The following is a 17,986-nucleotide window of genomic DNA, read 5'->3' as shown; positions in this document are numbered from 1 at the left end:
TTCGATCGCCTGTTTGTGCAGGCTATCGGGTGCCACTGACAAAGCGACGGGCCGACGGGGTGTGTCCCGTCGGCCCGTTCGCCCGTTGCCGTGATGTGCCGCTCAGGCGTCGACCTTGGCCATGACGTCGTCGGAGACGTCGAAGTTGGCGAAGACGTTCTGCACGTCGTCGCTGTCCTCCAGGGCGTCGATGAGCTTGAAGATCTTGCGGGCGCCCTCCTCGTCCAGCTCGACCTGCATGGTCGGGACGAAGTTGGCGTCGGCCGATTCGTAGTCGATGCCGGCCTCCTGGAGCGCGGTGCGCACCGCGACCAGGTCGGTGGCCTCGCTCAGCACCTCGAAGGACTCACCGAGGTCGTTGACCTCCTCGGCACCCGCGTCGAGCACGGCACCCAGGACGTCGTCCTCGGTCAGCTCGCCCTTGGCGACGATGACGACGCCCTTGCGGTTGAAGAGGTACGACACGGAGCCCGGGTCGGCCATGGAGCCGCCGTTGCGGGTCATCGCCACGCGCACGTCGGAGGCCGCGCGGTTGCGGTTGTCGGTCAGACACTCGATGAGCACCGCGACGCCGTTGGGGCCGTAGCCCTCGTACATGATCGTCTCGTAGTCGGCGCCACCGGCTTCGAGACCGGCGCCACGCTTGACCGCGGAGTCGATGTTCTTGTTCGGGACGGACTGCTTCTTGGCCTTCTGGATGGCGTCGAAGAGCGTCGGGTTGCCGTCGACGTCAGCGCCGCCGGTCCGCGCCGCGACCTCGATGTTCTTGATCAGCTTCGCGAAGAGCTTGCCGCGCTTGGCATCGATCACGGCCTTCTTGTGCTTCGTCGTAGCCCATTTAGAGTGGCCGGACATCTGCCTGTCTCCTTCGCGTAACCAACCAGTACGAACGCCAGAGATCCTACAAGGACCGCGGCGCCTGCTTCGCCCGCACCATGTCGACGAAGAGCGCGTGCACCCTGTGGTCGCCCGTCAGCTCGGGATGGAAGGACGTGGCGAGCGCGTCGCCCTGGCGTACGGCGACGATGTGGCCCTCGTGCTCGGCGAGCACGTCGACGTCGGCTCCGACCGACTCCACCCACGGGGCGCGGATGAAGACGCCCTCCACAGGGTCCCCCGCGACGCCCTTGATGTCGACGGCCGCTTCGAAGGACTCGTTCTGCCGGCCGAAGGCGTTGCGGCGCACGATCATGTCGATGCCGCCGACCGTCTCCTGCCCCGAACGCGGGTCGAGGATCTTGTCGGCGAGCATGATCATGCCCGCGCAGGTGCCGTAGACCGGCATGCCGTCGCGCACGCGCGCGCGAAGGGGTTCCAGCAGGCCGAACAGCGCCGCCAGCTTGGAGATGGTGGTCGACTCGCCGCCGGGGATGACCAGGCCGTCCACCTCGGCGAGTTCTTCGGGGCGCCTGACCGGCCTGGCCACGGCGTCCGCCGTGGCCAGGGCGACGAGGTGCTCCCGGACGTCGCCCTGAAGGGCCAGGACGCCGATCACGGGGGTGTCGTTCATGGGTTACCAGCCGCGGTTGGCGTAGCGCTCGGCCTCGGGCAGGGTGTCGCAGTTGATGCCGACCATGGCCTCGCCGAGGTTGCGGGACGCGTCCGCGATGATCTTCGGGTCGTCGAAGAAGGTGGTGGCCTTCACGATGGCGGCGGCGCGCTTGGCCGGGTCGCCGGACTTGAAGATGCCGGAGCCCACGAAGACGCCCTCGGCGCCCAGCTGGCGCATCAGCGCGGCGTCGGCGGGGGTCGCGACACCACCGGCGGAGAAGAGGACCACCGGCAGCTTGCCCAGCTCGGAGACCTCCTTGACCAGCTCGTACGGGGCGCGCAGCTCCTTGGCGGCGGCGTACAGCTCGTTGTTGTCGAAGCCGCGCAGCTTGGCGATCTCGTTCTTGATCTGGCGCAGGTGACGCACTGCCTCGACGACGTTGCCGGTGCCGGCCTCGCCCTTGGAACGGATCATGGCGGCGCCCTCGGCGATGCGGCGCAGGGCCTCGCCCAGGTTGGTGGCGCCGCAGACGAACGGCGTCGTGAACGCGAACTTGTCGCTGTGGTTGACCTCGTCGGCCGGGGTCAGGACCTCGGACTCGTCGATGTAGTCGACGCCGAGGGACTGCAGCACCTGGGCCTCGACGAAGTGGCCGATGCGGGACTTGGCCATGACCGGGATCGAGACGGCCTCGATGATCTCTTCGATCATGTTGGGGTCGGACATCCGGGCCACGCCGCCGTCCTTGCGGATGTCGGCGGGCACCCGCTCCAGGGCCATGACGGCGACCGCGCCCGCGTCCTCGGCGATCTTCGCCTGCTCGGCGTTGACCACGTCCATGATCACGCCGCCCTTGAGCTGCTCGGCCATGCCGCGCTTCACGCGGGCGGTGCCGGTCGCGGGGGTGGCATCGGCCTGGTTGGTGCTGGGGAGCGTGCTGGACACGGGTGACCTCACTCGGGAAAGAAGGCTGTGGCTTGGGAAGCCGGGGCTTGCGGGAGCCGCGGCTCCGGGAAGCCGGGGCCCGGGCACGTGGAAGGGCGGTTTCCCGTCCTCTTCCGCTCCGGCCCGTACCGGCTTCCGTCGCGTTTCCGCTGTACCGAGGAAACGTCCCCGGACCAGTCCACAGCAAGGGCCAATGGTGAGGCCGTGGATCGTTTTCGGTACGTCACGGGGCGCTCCGGTACGTCACGCGCTCGTTCCCAAGGTGGCCGGAACACGCTCGGCTTCCCGGGTCCCGACCCCTCCCCATCGGCCCCCGGGACCCTCATCCTGGTGCCATGCGGGAAGTCGGGAGCGGGGTGCGGGTGGTCGCGCGGCTCGTCGTGAACCCGGTGCGGCGCGCGAACCGGTGGTGGGACGAGCACCGTGCGCTGACGGATCTGGTCTTCCTGGCCTTCGTCGGCTGGCTCGTCCTGGAGTACTGGTTCCGCTGGTGGCTGGTGCTGGTCCTGCCGATCGGGGCGACGGCGCTGGTGGTGTGGGGGGCGGCGGTCGCGCGCGTGGTCGGGCGGCCCGGACGGGGCTGAGACCGGCCGAGCCGGTCTGTCGCTCCGCGCCCCGGCCGGAGCGCTCCCTACGACGCCCCCGGCCGGTCCGCCAGCGCCTCGGGGGCCACGTCGTCCATCTCGAAGGCCATGGGGAACGGGGCGTGCCCGGCGAGGCGGAACCAGCGGACCTTGCGGTGGCGGCGCAGGGCGCGGGCGGCGCGTACGGCGTCGTTGTGGAAGCGGCGGGCCATGGGGACCCGGCGGACCGCCTGGGCCAGTTCGACCGCCGCCCCCTCGCCGCCCGGGGCCTCCCGTACCGCCTCGACCTGGCCCGCGTCCTCGAAGACCGCCCGCAGCGCCTGGCTCAGCTCGCTCTCGGCGACCTCCCGGTGCTCCTCGACCGCCTGCCGGGCCGCGTGCGCCGCCTCGTACAGGACGATGGACGCCGCCGGGTCGAGCACGCCGGAGGTGGCCACCTCCTGGGTCACCGAGGCGCGGCGCAGCAGTTGCGCGTCGAGGGCGGCGCGGGCCGCGTCGATGCGCGCGTGCAGCCGGTCGAGGCGGCCCGCGGTCCAGCTCAGGTACAGGCCGATGGCGAACAGGGCTACGGCGATCCAGATCAGCGTGGAGGTCACGGCCGCAAAGGTACCCGGCGGGGGCGCTGGGGACGGCGGGGGTTGGTCGGTCTCCGGCCCCTGGGGCCCGGTGCCCGGACGCCGGGGGTGCCGTCGATCGGCCTCCGGCCTCGTCCTCAAGCGCCGGACGGGCTGGATTGTCCCCGCCCGCCGGTGGGGGGTTATCGGCCTCCGGCCTCGTCCTCAAACGCCGGACAGACTGAAATGTCCCCGCCCGCCGTTGGGGGGTTATCGGCCTCCGGCCTCGTCCCCACACGCCGGACAGGCCGAAATATCCCCGCCCGGGCCGACGGCTGCTACAGCTTGTCCTTTGCCAAGCCGAAGCGGGCTCTCAGGCCCGTGCGTTCGTCCGTGGCGACGGCTGCCGCGCCGTCCGTCACGGTCTCGTAGACGGACAGGATGTCGGCGCCGACCGTCGACCAGTCGAAGCGGCGCACGTGCTTGGTGCCGCGTGCGCGGAGCTCTTCGCGGCGTTCGGGGTCGCGCAGGAGGCGGATCGCCGCGTCGGAGAGGGAGTGGGCGTCCTCGTTGGCGAAGAGATCGCCCGCGGCGCCCTGGTCGAGGACCTGGGCGAAGGCGTCGAGGTCGCTGGCCAGGACGGGGGCGCCCGCCGACATCGCCTCGACGAGGATGATGCCGAAGCTCTCGCCGCCGGTGTTCGGGGCGACGTACACATCGACGCTGCGCAGCAGCCTGGCCTTGTCCTCGTCGCTGACCATGCCGAGGAACTCCACACGGGAGCGCAGTTCGGCGGGCAGGGACGCGACGGCTTCCTCCTCGTCGCCGCGGCCGGCCACCAGGAGGCGCGCCTCGGGGCGGGCGGCGAAGATCCGGGGCAGCGCCCGCATCAGGACCGGCAGGCCCTTGCGGGGCTCGTCGATGCGTCCGATGAAGCCGATCGTCTGGCCCTGCCACTCGGGCTTGGGCTCGGCGCGGGCGAAGAAGTCGACGTCGACGCCGTTGGGGATGACCACCGCGTCGCCGCCGAGGTGCTCCACGAGCGTGCGGCGCGCGTACTCGCTGACCGCGATGCGCGCGCTGATCTTCTCCAGGGCGGGCTGGAGGATCGGATACGCGGCGATCATGGCGCGCGAGCGCGGGTTGGAGGTGTGGAACGTGGCGACGATCGGCCCCTGCGCCGCCCAGCACGTGAGCAGCCCGAGCGACGGCGAGGTCGGCTCGTGGATGTGGATCACGTCGAAGGTGCCGTCGTGCAGCCAGCGGCGTACGCGCGCGGCCGAGATGAATCCGAAGTTCAGCCGCGCCACGGAGCCGTTGTACGGAACCGGAACGGCCCGGCCCGCCGACACCACGTACGGCGGCAGGGGGGTCTCGTCGTCGGCGGGAGCGAGGACGGAGACCTCGTGCCCGAGGCGGATGAGGTGCTCCGCCAGATCGCGGATGTGGAACTGGACGCCGCCCGGCACGTCCCACGAGTAGGGGCAGACGATGCCGACCTTCACGGCGCCCCCTCGCCCGCCCGGCCGTCCGGCGCCTTGGCCGGGTCCAGGTCGGCGAGCCACAGGCGCTGGAGCATGTGCCAGTCCTGCGGGTGGTCGGCGATGCCGGTGGCGAAGGCGTCGGCGAGTGCCTGCGTCATGGCGGCCGTCTTCTCGCCGCGCGTCCCCGTCTCGGGCACGTCGACCGGCGGGTGCACGCGGCCGCGCATGACCGGCGAATCGTCGTACCAGAGCGTCACCGGGAGCAGCAGCGCGCCGGTCTGCTGGGCGAGCGCGGCGGGCCCGGCCGGCATCCGCGCGCTCTCGCCGAAGAACTTGACCTCGATGCCGGACGCCGACAGGTCCCGGTCGGCGACCAGGCAGACGAGGCCGCCCGCGCGCAGGCGGCGCGCCAGCGTCCCGAAGGCCGAGCCGCCGGTGTGCGGCAGGACCTCCATGCCGAGGCCGCTGCGGTAGGCCACGAAGCGGTCGTACAGGGACTCGGGCTTCTGCCGCTCCTGCACCGTCGTGAAGGGGGTCTCCAGCTTCGTGGTGACCCAGGCGCCCGCCAGGTCCCAGTTGCCGAGGTGCGGCAGCGCGAGGATCACGCCCCGGCCCGATGCCAGGCCGTCGGTGAGGTGGTGCAGACCGTCGGGGACGAAGCCGTTCCTGATGCGGTCCTTGCTCCAGGCAGGGAGCCGGAAGGACTCCATCCAGTACCGCATGTACGAGCGCATGCCCGCCTTGGACAGCTCGGCGAGGCGCGCCGGGGACGCGTCGGGCACCACGCGCGCGTAGTTCGCCTCCAGGCGCAGCACGCCCTTGCCGCGCCGCTTCCAGGCGAGGTCGGCGATGGTGCGGCCGAGGCGCACGGCGGCGGGCTCGGGAAGCTTCTTGACGGTGGTCCAGCCGAGGCCGTACAGCGCGTCCGTGAGCTTCTCCGTCGTGGGGCTCATGAGGCCGTCTCGCTCTCCTGGGGCGTATCGCCTGCGGCCTCCTGGTCCGCCTCGTCCGCCTCGCGGCGCACGGTCACCACGCGCTGCACCAGCGTCACGAGGCTGCCGACGGCGACGATCCACAGGGCGACGGGAAGCAGCACGTCGATGCCGGGGACCCCGAACTTGTGCAGTCCGGCGAAGCCCGCGGCGACCAGCGAGATCACCAGCCGCTCGGCCCGCTCGACCAGGCCGTTGACGGCGACGGGCAGCCCGATCGCCTCGCCGCGCGCCTTCGTGTACGACACGACCTGGCCGCTGGCCAGGCAGAAGATGGAGACCGCGCACAGCACGTTGTCGTCGCCGGACCCCGCGTACCAGAGCGCGAAGCCACCGAAGATCGCGCCGTCCGCGACCCGGTCGAGCGTGGAGTCGAGGAACGCCCCCCACCGGCTGGAGCGGCCGAGCTGGCGGGCCATGTTGCCGTCGACCAGGTCGGAGAACACGAACAGCGTGATGACGACCGTGCCCCAGAAGAACTCTCCCCGGGGGTAGAAGACCAGCGCTCCCGCCACGACACCGGCCGTGCCGATGAACGTCACCGTGTCGGGGCTGACCCCGCGGCGGATGAGAAACGCGGCGAACGGTGTGAGGACACGCGTGAAGAATGCACGCGCGTACTTGTTCAGCATGGCCTTCCCGAGGGTCGGTGCCCATGGCGGCCCCGTTGGCCACCGGCTGGCCCATCGTAGTCACGCTCGCGACACACCGGCTCGCCCCCTCACGATCGCGTACGACGTATGGACGCACCGTGACACGAGTGCAAAGCTCGAAAGCACCGCGGGCGTCGCCGGAGCCGCCTCCGCACGCGGGTCCCGTGTGTCCGCGCACAGCCAGCATCCCTGAGGGGGCTGAGCCTCCTCATCCATGCGCGTAACCGGGAGGCCAAGGCATGGGCGACAAGGCGAACGCACACCCCGGAGCCGCCGGCAGGGCAGCGACGGCCGACCATCCCGCGTCCGTACGGAATGTGGTGCTGGTCGGCCACAGCGGATCGGGCAAGACGACTCTGGTGGAAGCCCTCGCGCTGACCGCGGGGGCGGTGAACCGGGCGGGCCGGGTGGAGGACGGCACCTCGGTCTCGGACTACGACGACATCGAGCACCGCCAGCAACGCTCCGTACAGCTGTCCCTCGTCCCCGTCGAATGGGGCGGCTACAAGATCAATATCCTGGACACCCCGGGATACGCCGACTTCGTCGGTGAGCTGAGGGCCGGTCTGCGCGCCGCGGACGCGGCCCTTTTCGTCGTCTCGGCGGCGGAGGGCGCCGAAGGCATCACCGGCGCGACCCGCATGGTGTGGGAGGAGTGCGCCGCGGTCGGCATGCCGCGGGCCATCGTGGTCACGCACCTGGAGGCGGCGCGCGCCGACTTCACGGACATGACGCGGGCCTGCGCCGAGGCCTTCGGGGCCGACGACCCCGACGCCGTACTGCCGCTGTACCTGCCGCTCCACGGCGAGCAGGGCCCCGACGGGCACGCGCCCGTCACCGGCCTGGTCGGACTGCTCTCGCAGCGGGTCTTCGACTACGCGTCGGGCGAACGCAAGGAGTCCGAACCGGGCGCCGACCAGCTCCCGGTGATCGAGGAGGCGCGCAACAAGCTCATCGAGGGGATCATCGCCGAGAGCGAGGACGAGTCCCTGATGGACCGCTATCTCAGCGGCGACGACATCGACCACGAAACCCTCGTCCAGGACCTGGAGCGGGCCGTCGCGCGCGGCATCTTCCACCCGGTCCTCGCCGCCGCCCCCGCCGCCGAGGGCGCCCGGCAGGGCATCGGCACCGTCGAGCTCCTGGAGCTGATCACCGGCGGCTTTCCCACCCCCCTGGAGCACCCCGCGCCGGCCGTCACCACCCCCGCGGGAAAGCCCCGCCCGGCCCTCACCTGCGACCCCGAGGGCCCCCTCGCCGCCGAGGTGGTCAAGACCGCGTCCGACCCCTACGTCGGCCGGATCTCCCTGGTCCGGGTCTTCTCCGGGACCCTGCGCCCCGACGAGACCGTGCACGTGTCAGGTCACGGCCTCGCCGACCGGGGCCACGAGGACCACGACGTCGACGAGCGCGTCGGCGCCCTGTCCTCCCCGTTCGGCAAGCAGCAGCGCACCCTCAGCCAGGCCATCGCGGGCGATCTGGCCTGCGTGGCCAAGCTCGGCCGCGCCGAGACCGGCGACACCCTCTCCGCCAAGGACGACCCGCTCCTGATGGAGCCCTGGGACATGCCCGACCCGCTGCTCCCGCTCGCCATCGAGGCGCACAGCAAGGCCGACGAGGACAAGCTCTCCCAGGGCCTGTCCCGCCTCGTCGCCGAGGACCCGACGATGCGGCTCGAACAGAACCAGGACACCCACCAGGTGGTCCTGTGGTGCCTGGGCGAGGCGCACGCGGACGTCGCCCTGGAGCGGCTGCGCCACCGCTACGGCGTGCAGGTCGACCTCGTCCCGCACAAGGTCTCCCTGCGGGAGACGTTCGGGGGCAAGGCCGCGGGGCGCGGGCGCCATGTGAAGCAGTCGGGCGGCCACGGGCAGTTCGCGATCTGCGAGATCGAGGTGGAGCCCCTGCCCGGCGGCAGCGGCATCGAGTTCGTCGACAAGGTCGTCGGCGGGGCGGTGCCCCGGCAGTTCATCCCGTCCGTGGAGAAAGGCGTCCGGGCGCAGGCGGCCAAGGGGGTCGCGGCCGGCTATCCGCTCATCGACGTCCGCGTCACGCTGCTCGACGGCAAGGCGCACTCGGTGGACTCCTCCGACGCCGCGTTCCAGACGGCGGGGGCGCTCGCGCTGCGGGAGGCGGCCGCGGACGCCACCATCCACCTGCTCGAACCGGTCGCCGAGGTGCAGGTGCTCGTGAGCGACGAGCACGTGGGCTCGGTCATGAGCGACCTGTCCGGGCGGCGCGGCCGGGTGGTGGGCACCGAACAGGCGCCGGGCGGGCGCACCCTGGTCCGGGCCGAGGTGCCCGAGATCGAGATCGGCCGGTACGCGGTGGACCTGCGCTCCCTGTCCCAGGGCACCGCGCGCTTCAGCCGTTCCTACGCCCGGCACGAACCGATGCCGGCCCAGCTGTCCCAGAAGATCCGTGAACAGGCCGAACACGGCGTCTAGTTGAGCCGACCGGCCAGATGCCGCCCGCCCGGAGCCCGTCCAGCGGGCGGCATTTCACGGCCCCCTGCCGGATGTCAGTGCGCACCGATACGCTGATGACCTGATCAAAGGCTGTACCGGCCAGGTCAACAGGTGTGCCGGGCACCGCAGTCGGGCATGCAGTCGGGAATCTCGGGAAACAACGCAGTCGGGAAGAGTCGCAGCGCCAGGGGCGGTGCGGTGTTGGGGGCGGCAGGTGGCGGACGACGTATTCGACTTCAGGCCAGGGGCCCAGGTCCCGCTGTCGGGCGCCGCGGGGCAGACGGCGGCGACACACGCCCTGGCGTCGGCGGCGTATCGCGACGGCGAGGTCGACGAGATCCTCAAGGCCAACAGCGACTGGCACAAATCCGTGGTCAAGCCCGGAATCTGGTCGCTGTGCAAGCCCAGCCTGGGCGAAGCCTTCTCGCGGACCGTGCAGGTGCGGATGCTCGGGGGCGCCCGCCCGGCGCTCATCCAGTCGTTCGGCACCGAACCGCAGGCGGTCGTCGAGCACTGCCTGGCGGCCACCCGCATCCGCAGACAGCGCGACAGCTGGCTCACGGCCGTCATGGTGCTCTGCGGGCTGCTCTTCCTGCCCGGCCTCCTCGCCTGGCTCCTGGTGTTCACCGCCCGCCGGTGGATCTCCAAGCAGAAGGACAAGCGCACCCAGGCCATCGCCACGGCCATCCTCGTCGCCCTCGGCGTCCTGGTCGCGCTGCTCCTGATCAAGCTGCCCTTCAGCGGCTTCTGGGCCTGGTATCTGCGGATCTGCCCCCTCGTGCCGGTGCTCGGCTGGTTCTGGGCCAAGCACGTCGCCGAGGGCACCGCCAAGGACCTGCGGGACCGCTGGAGCAGCCTCCTCGCGGGCGGCGGCATCGGCGCCAAGATCCCCGAGGCGGTCCCCGGCAGCCCCGGCGAGACCGCGGCCGAGCGGCTGCGCCAGGGCCTCGCCCGGCTCTCCGCCGAGCAGCAGTCCAACTCCGTCTTCTACGCGGGCCCCAAGGGGATACTGGGCATGGGCACCCGCTGGGGCAGCTGGCAGCTCGCCGAGGAGCTGACCCCCCGCCAAGAGGGCAAGGAGATCAACCCCTTCCGCAGCTGGGACGTCATACGCGCGGTGCACGACCAGCTCCGCATGCTGGAGCGCGGCCCCCTGCACACCGGCGGCTTCCCCAAGCCGTCGATAAAGCACTGGGTCGTCACCCCCATCGGGGAGAACGCGGGATCCGTCTCCCGTCCCTCCGGCACCGACGTCGACGCCTTCCAGATCAAGGGCCACGAGATACAGCGCATCTGCAACGAGCAGCAGTTCGGCAGCGGCGACCGGCACTACCTGGGCGTTCAGTTCACCCTCTGGGACGGCCAGTTGGTGATCACGATGCTGATCACGGTCACCGTGCTGCACGAGACCCTGCGCATCGAGGTCACCGGGCACGCCCTCGGCCCCGTGCACTCGCTGTTCACGAGCAAGCCCTCCCCCAAGACCAAGACGGTCAGCAAGACCATCAAGTTCTGGGAGACCAAGACCCAGCAGCTGCCGCTCGTCGACGCCCAGGAAGTGGTGCGCCTCGCCGTGCGCGCCCCCTTCACCTGGTATCCCCCCATGCTGGACTACCTGGGCGGCAAGCTCGTCCTGCCCGAGCCGTTCGGCCTCCGGCACGCCTGGGCCGACAAGCCGTGGCGGCACCGCTTCATGGCCGACGACGCGCTGCGCGCGGCCACACCGGTGCTGCGCGTCGTGCACTCGGCGGCCATCAAGGTCCTGGAGGAGAACGGCGTGAACACCGACCGCTTCAGCGGCCGCGCCACGTTCCTCAGCGGGGCGGTGCAGGACCCCATGCCGCGCAACGCCGACGTGTACGGCGCATAGCCCCGGCCGGCGGCACCGGGTCGTACGAAGGAGGGGGCGGCGCGATCGGATCGCGCCGCCCCTCCTTCGTACGACCGGCTGCCGCCGCTCCCGTGCGTCCGGGCGCTACACCACGGGCCAGGCCTCCGCGAGCATCTTGCGGGTGTCGGCGAGCAGTTGGGGCAGCACCTTGGTGTGGCCGACGACCGGCATGAAGTTGGTGTCGCCACCCCAGCGCGGCACGATGTGCTGGTGCAGGTGGGCGGCGATCCCGGCGCCCGCGACCGTGCCCTGGTTCATGCCGATGTTGAAGCCGTGCGCGCCCGAGGCCGCGCGCAGCGCCGTCATCGCCTGCTTGGTCAGCTCGCCGAGCTCGACGGTCTCCGGGCCGGTCAGCTCGGTGTAGTCGGCGACGTGGCGGTAGGGCACGACCATCAGGTGGCCGCCGTTGTACGGATAGAGGTTGAGCACCGCGTAGACGTGCTCGCCGCGGGCGACGACCAGCCCGTCCTCGTCCGATTTCGCCGGGATCGAGCAGAAGGGACAGCCGTCGTCCGCCCCTGGGCCGGTGGGCTTGTTCTCTCCCTGGATGTACGCCATCCGGTGCGGCGTCCACAGGCGCTGGAACGCGTCCTGCGACCCCACTCCGATCTGCTGCTCCGGCTCAATCGTCATGCTGTGCAGCATATGACTTCGCCCGTTCGCAGCGTGTCGCCGGGGCGGACCCCGGGGCCAGACTGGGGCAATGAGCCGAAACAGCGCACGGACGGCGCCGGAGCAGGCGGAGTCCCGCTGGGAGCGCCGGGCCGAGGCCCCGCTCGCCGTGGCCTCCCTGGTCTTCCTCAGCGCGTACGCGGTGTGGGTCCTGGCCCATGGGCTGTCCCCGGCCTGGCGCGCGGCCTGCCTGGCGCTCGCGCTGACCTCGTGGGCGGTCTTCGCCGTCGACTACGCGGTGCGCTGGCGTCTGAGCGGACAGCGACTCGCCTTCGTCCGCGGCCATCTGCTGGACACCGTGGTGCTCTTCCTGCCGCTCCTGCGGCCGCTGTGCATCGTCCGCTTCCACGACGCGGTCCAGCGCCACCGCGACCGCCCGCGCCTCGCCCTGTACACCCGCGTGATGGTCTACGCGGGCCTGTCCGTGCTCCTGCTCGGCTTCGCCGGGGCGCTCGCCGTCTACCACCAGGAGCACGCGGCGCCGGACGCCACGATCCGCACCTTCGGGGACTCGGTGTGGTGGACGTGCGCGACGCTCGCCACGGTCGGGTACGGGGATGTGGCGCCGGTGACGCCGCTGGGCAGGCTGGTCGCGGTCGGCCTGATGGGGTGCGGGCTCGCGCTGCTCGGGACGGTGACGGGGTCGTTCTCGTCGTGGCTGCTCCAGGTCTTCGCGCGGGAGGACGACGGGAGGCCCCCGGGGGGTTCGTCCCCGGGGGCCTCCTGAGCCTCGTGCGCGGCGTCAGACCTGGACGCGCTCCTCGACGACCTTCACGATCTTCGCGATGGCCTCGTCGACCGGGATGCCGTTCTCCTGCGAGCCGTCGCGGTAGCGGAAGGACACGGCGCCGTGCTCCATGTCCTCGTCGCCCGCGATGACCATGAAGGGCACCTTGGCCTTCTGCTGGTTGCGGATCTTCTTCTGCATGCGGTCCGAGGAGGCGTCCACCTCGACCCGCAGGCCCTGGGCACGCGCCTTCTCGGCGAACTCGCGCAGGTACGGGATGTGGGCGTCGCCGATCGGGATGCCGACCGCCTGCACCGGGGCCAGCCAGGCCGGGAACGCGCCCGCGTAGTGCTCCAGGAGCACGCCGAAGAACCGCTCGATGGAGCCGAACAGGGCGCGGTGCAGCATGACGGGCTGCTGGCGCGAGCCGTCCGCCGCGGTGTACTCCAGGCCGAACCGCTTGGGCTGGTTGAAGTCGACCTGGAGGGTGGACATCTGCCAGGAGCGGCCGATCGCGTCCTTCGCCTGGACGGAGATCTTCGGGCCGTAGTAGGCGGCGCCGCCCGGGTCGGGCACCAGCGGCAGCCCCTGCTTCTCGGCGGCCAGGCGCAGCGCCTCGGTGGCCTCCGCCCAGTCCTCGTCGGAGCCGATGAACTTGTCGGACTCCGGGTCGCGGGTGGACAGCTCCAGCTCGAACTCGTTCAGGCCGTAGTCGCGCAGCAGGTCCAGGACGAAGGTGAGGAGCTTGTCCAGCTCGTCCGCCATCTGCTCCTTGGTGCAGTAGATGTGCGAGTCGTCCTGGGTGAAGCCGCGCGAGCGGGTCAGGCCGTGCACGACGCCCGACTTCTCGTAGCGGTACACGGTGCCGAACTCGAAGAGGCGCAGCGGCAGTTCACGGTAGGAACGCCCGCGCGACTTGAAGATCAGGTTGTGCATCGGGCAGTTCATGGCCTTGAGGCGGTAGTTCTGCCCGTCGAACTCGATGGGCGGGAACATGCCCTCGGCGTAGTGCGGCAGGTGCCCCGAGGTCTCGAAGAGGTGCTCCTTCGAGATGTGCGGGGTGTTCACGAACTCGTAGCCGGTCTCCTCGTGGCGGCGCCGCGAGTAGTCCTCCATCACCTTGCGGACCACGCCGCCCTTGGGGTGGAAGACGGCGAGACCCGGGCCGAGCTCCTCGGGGAAGGAGAAGAGGTCCAGCTCCGCGCCGAGCTTGCGGTGGTCGCGCTTCTCGGCCTCGGCGAGGAACTCCAGGTGCGCCTTCAGCTCGTCCTTGGACGGCCAGGCGGTGCCGTAGATGCGCTGGAGCTGGGGGTTCTTCTCGCTGCCCCGCCAGTAGGCGGCGGCGGAGCGCATCAGCTTGAACGCCGGGATGTTCCGGGTCGTGGGCAGGTGCGGACCTCGGCAGAGGTCCTTCCAGCACAGCTCGCCGGTCTTGGCGTCGATGTTGTCGTAGATGGTCAGCTCGCCGGCGCCCACCTCGGCGTCCGCGCCGTCGGCGGCGTTCGCGGCGTTGCCCTTGAGGCCGATGAGCTCCAGCTTGTACGGCTCGTCGGCGAGCTCGACGCGGGCGTCGTCGTCGTTGGTGACACGGCGCGCGAAGCGCTGGCCGCGCTTCTGGATCTCCTGCATCTTCTTCTCGATGCGCTTGAGGTCCTCGGGCGTGAACGGCTCGGCGACGTCGAAGTCGTAGTAGAAGCCGTCGCGGATGGGCGGGCCGATGCCGAGCTTGGCCTCGGGGAACAGCTCCTGCACGGCCTGCGCCATCACGTGCGCGGTGGAGTGGCGCAGGATGTTCAGGCCGTCCTCGGAGGAGATCTCGACGGGCTCGACGACCTCGCCGTCGGCGACGGCGTACGCCAGGTCCTTCAGCTCGCCGCCCACGCGGGCCGCGACGACGGTGCGCTCACCGTCGAACAGGTCGGCGGCCGTGGTGCCCGTGGTCACCACGCGTTCTTCCCGCTCGGAATCGCGTTGGATGATCACACGGACGTCTGACACCGGTTTCTCCTGCCTGAAGGGGGCTGCCCTGCTGGAAGCGGGCCGCGCAGATCTGCTCCTGCGCGCAACGAATCGTACCGAGCCCCCGGGGCCCATCGCGAAACGGATAACCGCGGCGCCGGTCCGCCCCGGCCCCGCCGCGCCCCGCTGAACGCCCGCCCCGCACCCCCTCAGTCCCCGCTGCACGCCTCCTCGAAGAAGTCCAGGTTCTCCTGGAGCGACTTCATCAGGCGGTCCCGCTCGGCCTCGTCGACCTGCACCGGCACCACCTCGGCCGCCTCCGTGAGCCTGCGGAAGCCGCCCCTGCTCTCCAGGCGCCCCTGCACCCGGATCGGCAGACCGACCAGATGCGCCTGTCCCGCGATGCGGTAGTCCTCCTCGTCGAGCGCCATCCGGACATGCGGGACCTCCGCGCCCGCGAGCACCCGCACCCGCACCGTCCCGCCCCCGCGCGGCCCCGACCGCCGCATGCGCACCACGGCCCCGGTGATCCGCACCGGAACCGACGGCTCGGCGCGCAGATAGCGGGCGCTGGCCTCGCGCAGCACGGGCAGGTCCCCGGGCGAGAACTCGACGGGCCCGGCGGCCGCGGCGCAGCCCTCGGGCACCCCGGCGGCGGGTGACCAGGACACTTCGACCCTGGCGCCCTCGGTGCCGCGGACGAGGGCGACGACGGCCTCGACCAGTTCGTGGCTGACGCCCGCGGCGACGGCGCCGTCGAAGGCGTCCATGCGGCCGGTGGCCCGCCGGTAGTCGACGGCCTCACGGGCCGCGTACAGCGCCTGGTGCAGGCGCACGGCGAGCGGCCGCCCGGCGGCGACCGGGACGAACGCGGTCAGCCGCCGTCCGCCGGGGGCGGGTCCGACGAGGATGTCCTCCAGGAGGGCGGTGGCGGAGCGGCGGTGGCGGGCGCCGTAGTAACCGGCCCGGGCCCGCGCGGCCAGCGCGCCCGCGAGCAGCATCTGGCGTGCGGCGGCCCGCAGGCGTTCCTCGACGGTCCAGGACGCGGTGTCGGCCGGTCCGCTCGGCACGTCGCGCCACCAGCGGATCTCGTCGCTCGGCACGGTGAGGGAGACCAGCACGTCGCGGGCGGACGGCGATGAGCTGCGCGCGAGCGCGGTCAGGGCCTCGCCGATCAGGTCCTCGTAGTCGGGGAAGGAGCGGCTCTCCGGCAGGAGCAGGCTGGTGCCGCCGTGACCGGGCCCTGGCGGGGTCCAGCGGGAGTAGCGTCCGGCGGCGCCGCCGCGGCGGCGCCAGCCGTGCCGGTCGAGCAGGGCACCGAGCACGGCGGGGTCGACCTGGCCGGGGGCGGGCGGGTCGGCCCAGAGGCCGGGGGCGTGGACGGGGTGGGGCCGGGGGCCGCGTGGCGGCGCGGGCTCGTCGATCGGGCGGTGCATCAGGGTCTCCCTCCCGTCCCGACCCGCGTCATGATCTCGCAGAGCGCGCGGTCGTCGAAGATCCGCGAGGTCGGGACGCGGACGGTGGTCCTTCGCCTGCCCGTCACCGGGTGTCCGGCGAGGTTGGTCCAGTAGCAGCAGTGCCGCAGGTCGAGCCGGTCGTGCCCGGCGCGCAGCCAGTCGTCGCGGGAGCGGGGCACGATCATCACGACGAGGATCTTGTGCACCGACACGGGGGTGCGGGCCAGCTTCTCCAGGTGGGCGTTGTCCAGGGTGAAGGAGAAGGCGGGCCCCGCGGGCCGGGGCGGTATCTGGTACGTGCACTTGAGCTGCACCTTGATGGTGACTTCGTCGTCGACCGTGTGCCCGGGGGCGCTGTGGCTGACGTGCCAGTCGATGCCGTTGTCCGGAAAGGGCTGGGAGAGCGAGCACCCCGCAGCGGCGGCGACGGCGTGCAGGTAGCCCACCTGAAGGGTCTCCATGCAGGCGGTGGTGGCGAGTGTGCCGCGCGGCGGTGCGATCCGCTCGGGCAGCAGCCCGCCCTGTTCGGGCTGCGCGAGCGCCATGTTCAACAAGCCTTCCGAACCAGACGTTTCCCCGCTCGGGCCGGTCGATGTCCGTGCCCTGTACCTGTGTTGTCTCCGGGCCGGGTTCGGCGCAAACGGCCCGGGTATCACCAGCGTGGGCAGTTACGCAGGTCAACTGCCGGAGCTGAACGAGGAGTTGCGTCAGGATGACGTGCTGGTACGAAGGCCCATTGGCCGCATTCGACACGGAGACCACGGGTGTCGACGTCGAGACCGACCGGATCGTGTCGGCCGCCGTCGTCGTTCAGAACGGCGCGGGGGCCCGGCCCCGTGTCACCCGGTGGCTGGTGAACCCGGGCGTCGTGGTGCCCGCCGCCGCGACCGCGGTGCACGGGCTGACCCAGGAACATCTGGAGCGCAACGGCCGCTGGCCGGCTCCGGTGATGGAGGAGATAGGGCGCGAGCTCGCGGAGCAGGGGGCGGCGGGCCGGCCGCTCGTGGTGATGAACGCTCCGTTCGATCTGACGCTGTTCGACCGGGAGTTGCGCAGGCACCGCGCCTCGTCACTCGCCCGGTATCTGGAGAGCCGTCCGCTGTGCGTGCTGGATCCGCGGGTCCTGGACCGCCACCTGGACCGCTACCGCAAGGGCCGCCGCACGCTCTCCGACCTGTGCGCGCACTACGAGGTGGAGCTGACGGGCGCGCACGACGCGGCAGCCGACGCGCAGGCCGCGCTGGATGTCGTCCGTGCGGTGGGGCGCCGGTTCTCGGCCCGGCTCGACCGCCTGTCCCCCGCCGAGCTGCACACCTTGCAGGCGGTGTGGCACGCGGCTCAGGCGCGCGGGCTGCAGGCGTGGTTCGCGCGCAGCGGCACGCCGGAGGCAGTCGACCCCGCGTGGCCGCTGCGTCCCGAACTGCCGGCCGCCGCCTGAGCGTCGGAGCGCCGCCCGTCGGGGTGCGGGCATGAAAAAACCGGTCCGTCGGGGACGGACCGGGATTCTCCGGGTGGGCGATACTGGGTTCGAACCAGTGACCTCTTCGGTGTGAACGAAGCGCTCTCCCACTGAGCTAATCGCCCGGGAACGCACTGAACAATACAGGTCCGGGCGCCGTTGGTTCAAACCGCTTCCAGGTACGCGACGAGCCCCCGCCGCCCCGAGCGCATCATCAGGGCGTGGTTGGCGAGGAACAGGGGCCGGCCGGGGACGGCGAGGCGTCGCATCAGGGCCTTGCGGACGTCGACCTCCTGGTCGTAGCGCGCCCTGGTGCCGCCGTCGGCCGCGGCGAGCGTCCAGCGCGCCCAGCCGTCGAGATCGCCGGTCATGGCGATCTCCAGGACCCCCCGGCCCGGGTCGCGGCGGCTCTCCTCGGCGGTGACGACGATGTCGTACGGGAGCAGCGAGCGCAGCCGGGCGGTGCCGGTGCGGTCGTCGATGGGGGTCACCGCGCGCACCTGTGGCCACCAGCGCGGGTAGTCCTGGGCCCGCTCCAGGACGGCGTACACCGTCTCGGGTGCGGCGGGCAGATTCCATACGCTGCGGAAGCGGTAATGGCACCAGTCCATGGGGCCAGTCTGAGGCCGGGACCGATTTCCGCGCGACC

Annotated in this window: 16 protein-coding genes, 1 tRNA gene and 1 pseudogene; 5 read left to right on the top strand and 13 right to left on the bottom strand. The window is 71.6% G+C overall.

The features are described from left to right. Window positions 1–102 precede the first annotated feature (102 nt). From QUY26_RS33500 to pdxS, 3 genes are read right to left on the bottom strand one after another with little or no spacing between them, the layout of a single operon-like run. Window positions 103–855 (bottom strand): YebC/PmpR family DNA-binding transcriptional regulator, encoded by a 753-nt coding sequence (locus QUY26_RS33500; protein WP_289953475.1) that lies wholly within the window; start codon window positions 853–855, stop codon window positions 103–105. Between the two features lie 46 nt (window positions 856–901). Continuing rightward, a complete protein-coding gene (gene pdxT, locus QUY26_RS33495) occupies window positions 902–1,510 on the bottom strand; it encodes a pyridoxal 5'-phosphate synthase glutaminase subunit PdxT (RefSeq protein WP_289953474.1) in 609 nt (202 codons plus the stop codon). Window positions 1,511–1,513: 3 nt separating this feature from the next. Beyond that, complete coding sequence (gene pdxS, locus QUY26_RS33490; protein ID WP_289953473.1) at window positions 1,514–2,437, bottom strand: pyridoxal 5'-phosphate synthase lyase subunit PdxS; 924 nt, start codon at window positions 2,435–2,437, stop codon at window positions 1,514–1,516. Between the two features lie 335 nt (window positions 2,438–2,772). Here pdxS and QUY26_RS33485 point away from each other — a divergent pair, with 335 nt between their 5' ends. After that, window positions 2,773–3,021, top strand: coding sequence for a hypothetical protein (locus QUY26_RS33485; protein WP_289953472.1), 249 nt, complete (start codon window positions 2,773–2,775; stop codon window positions 3,019–3,021). Window positions 3,022–3,068: 47 nt separating this feature from the next. Here the strand turns inward: QUY26_RS33485 and QUY26_RS33480 are convergent, their stop codons facing one another. The 4 genes and pseudogenes from QUY26_RS33480 to pgsA all read right to left on the bottom strand — a co-directional run bounded on the left by QUY26_RS33480 (window position 3,069) and on the right by pgsA (window position 6,738). Continuing rightward, the gene (locus QUY26_RS33480) at window positions 3,069–3,617 is read right to left on the bottom strand and encodes a hypothetical protein (RefSeq protein ID WP_289953471.1); all 549 of its coding nucleotides are present in this window, start codon (window positions 3,615–3,617) and stop codon (window positions 3,069–3,071) included. Window positions 3,618–3,913: 296 nt separating this feature from the next. Then, entirely contained in the window at window positions 3,914–5,080 is a 1,167-nt protein-coding gene (locus QUY26_RS33475; protein WP_289953470.1) for a glycosyltransferase family 4 protein, read from the bottom strand. Next, the gene (locus QUY26_RS33470; RefSeq protein ID WP_289953469.1) at window positions 5,077–6,012 is read right to left on the bottom strand and encodes a phosphatidylinositol mannoside acyltransferase; all 936 of its coding nucleotides are present in this window, start codon (window positions 6,010–6,012) and stop codon (window positions 5,077–5,079) included. Before QUY26_RS33470 ends, QUY26_RS33475 begins: the two co-directional genes overlap by 4 nt. Then, a pseudogene (gene pgsA / locus QUY26_RS33465) lies at window positions 6,009–6,738 on the bottom strand (phosphatidylinositol phosphate synthase). The gene QUY26_RS33470 and the pseudogene pgsA overlap by 4 nt, the downstream one beginning before the upstream one ends. A 205-nt stretch (window positions 6,739–6,943) precedes the next feature. Between pgsA and QUY26_RS33460 the strand changes: the two are divergent. Then, window positions 6,944–9,151, top strand: a complete 2,208-nt coding sequence (locus QUY26_RS33460) for an elongation factor G-like protein EF-G2 (RefSeq protein WP_289953467.1) — start codon at window positions 6,944–6,946, stop codon at window positions 9,149–9,151. Between the two features lie 235 nt (window positions 9,152–9,386). Then, window positions 9,387–11,042: a hypothetical protein gene (locus QUY26_RS33455; protein ID WP_289953466.1), complete on the top strand. Its 1,656-nt coding sequence runs from the start codon at window positions 9,387–9,389 to the stop codon at window positions 11,040–11,042. Window positions 11,043–11,147: 105 nt separating this feature from the next. On the opposite strand, the gene QUY26_RS33450 is transcribed toward QUY26_RS33455, so the two are convergent. After that, the gene (locus QUY26_RS33450; protein WP_289953465.1) at window positions 11,148–11,708 is read right to left on the bottom strand and encodes an HIT family protein; all 561 of its coding nucleotides are present in this window, start codon (window positions 11,706–11,708) and stop codon (window positions 11,148–11,150) included. A 58-nt stretch (window positions 11,709–11,766) separates the two neighbouring features. On the opposite strand from QUY26_RS33450, the gene QUY26_RS33445 reads away from it, so the two are divergent. Beyond that, window positions 11,767–12,462 (top strand): potassium channel family protein, encoded by a 696-nt coding sequence (locus QUY26_RS33445; protein ID WP_289953464.1) that lies wholly within the window; start codon window positions 11,767–11,769, stop codon window positions 12,460–12,462. A gap of 15 nt (window positions 12,463–12,477) precedes the next feature. On the opposite strand, the gene thrS is transcribed toward QUY26_RS33445, so the two are convergent. The 3 genes from thrS to QUY26_RS33430 all read right to left on the bottom strand — a co-directional run bounded on the left by thrS (window position 12,478) and on the right by QUY26_RS33430 (window position 16,423). Beyond that, window positions 12,478–14,460 (bottom strand): threonine--tRNA ligase, encoded by a 1,983-nt coding sequence (thrS, locus tag QUY26_RS33440; protein WP_289953463.1) that lies wholly within the window; start codon window positions 14,458–14,460, stop codon window positions 12,478–12,480. Between the two features lie 170 nt (window positions 14,461–14,630). Next, window positions 14,631–15,860: a hypothetical protein gene (locus tag QUY26_RS33435; RefSeq protein ID WP_289956255.1), complete on the bottom strand. Its 1,230-nt coding sequence runs from the start codon at window positions 15,858–15,860 to the stop codon at window positions 14,631–14,633. Beyond that, window positions 15,857–16,423: a DUF4365 domain-containing protein gene (locus tag QUY26_RS33430; RefSeq protein ID WP_030360522.1), complete on the bottom strand. Its 567-nt coding sequence runs from the start codon at window positions 16,421–16,423 to the stop codon at window positions 15,857–15,859. The genes QUY26_RS33435 and QUY26_RS33430 overlap by 4 nt, the downstream gene beginning before the upstream one ends. 167 nt (window positions 16,424–16,590) lie before the next feature. On the opposite strand from QUY26_RS33430, the gene QUY26_RS33425 reads away from it, so the two are divergent. Next, window positions 16,591–17,316 (top strand): exonuclease domain-containing protein, encoded by a 726-nt coding sequence (locus QUY26_RS33425; protein WP_289953462.1) that lies wholly within the window; start codon window positions 16,591–16,593, stop codon window positions 17,314–17,316. 74 nt (window positions 17,317–17,390) lie between these two features. Here QUY26_RS33425 and QUY26_RS33420 read toward each other — a convergent pair. Together QUY26_RS33420 and QUY26_RS33415 are read right to left on the bottom strand one after the other, a co-directional pair. Further along, window positions 17,391–17,462 (bottom strand) — tRNA-Val (locus QUY26_RS33420). 39 nt (window positions 17,463–17,501) lie between these two features. Beyond that, the gene (locus tag QUY26_RS33415) at window positions 17,502–17,948 is read right to left on the bottom strand and encodes an SRPBCC family protein (RefSeq protein WP_289953461.1); all 447 of its coding nucleotides are present in this window, start codon (window positions 17,946–17,948) and stop codon (window positions 17,502–17,504) included. Window positions 17,949–17,986 lie beyond the last annotated feature (38 nt).

It is taken from the genome of Streptomyces flavofungini (assembly GCF_030388665.1).
In the GTDB taxonomy this organism is placed as follows: domain Bacteria; phylum Actinomycetota; class Actinomycetes; order Streptomycetales; family Streptomycetaceae; genus Streptomyces; species Streptomyces flavofungini_A.
This window is presented reverse-complemented; position numbering and strand designations above follow the sequence as displayed.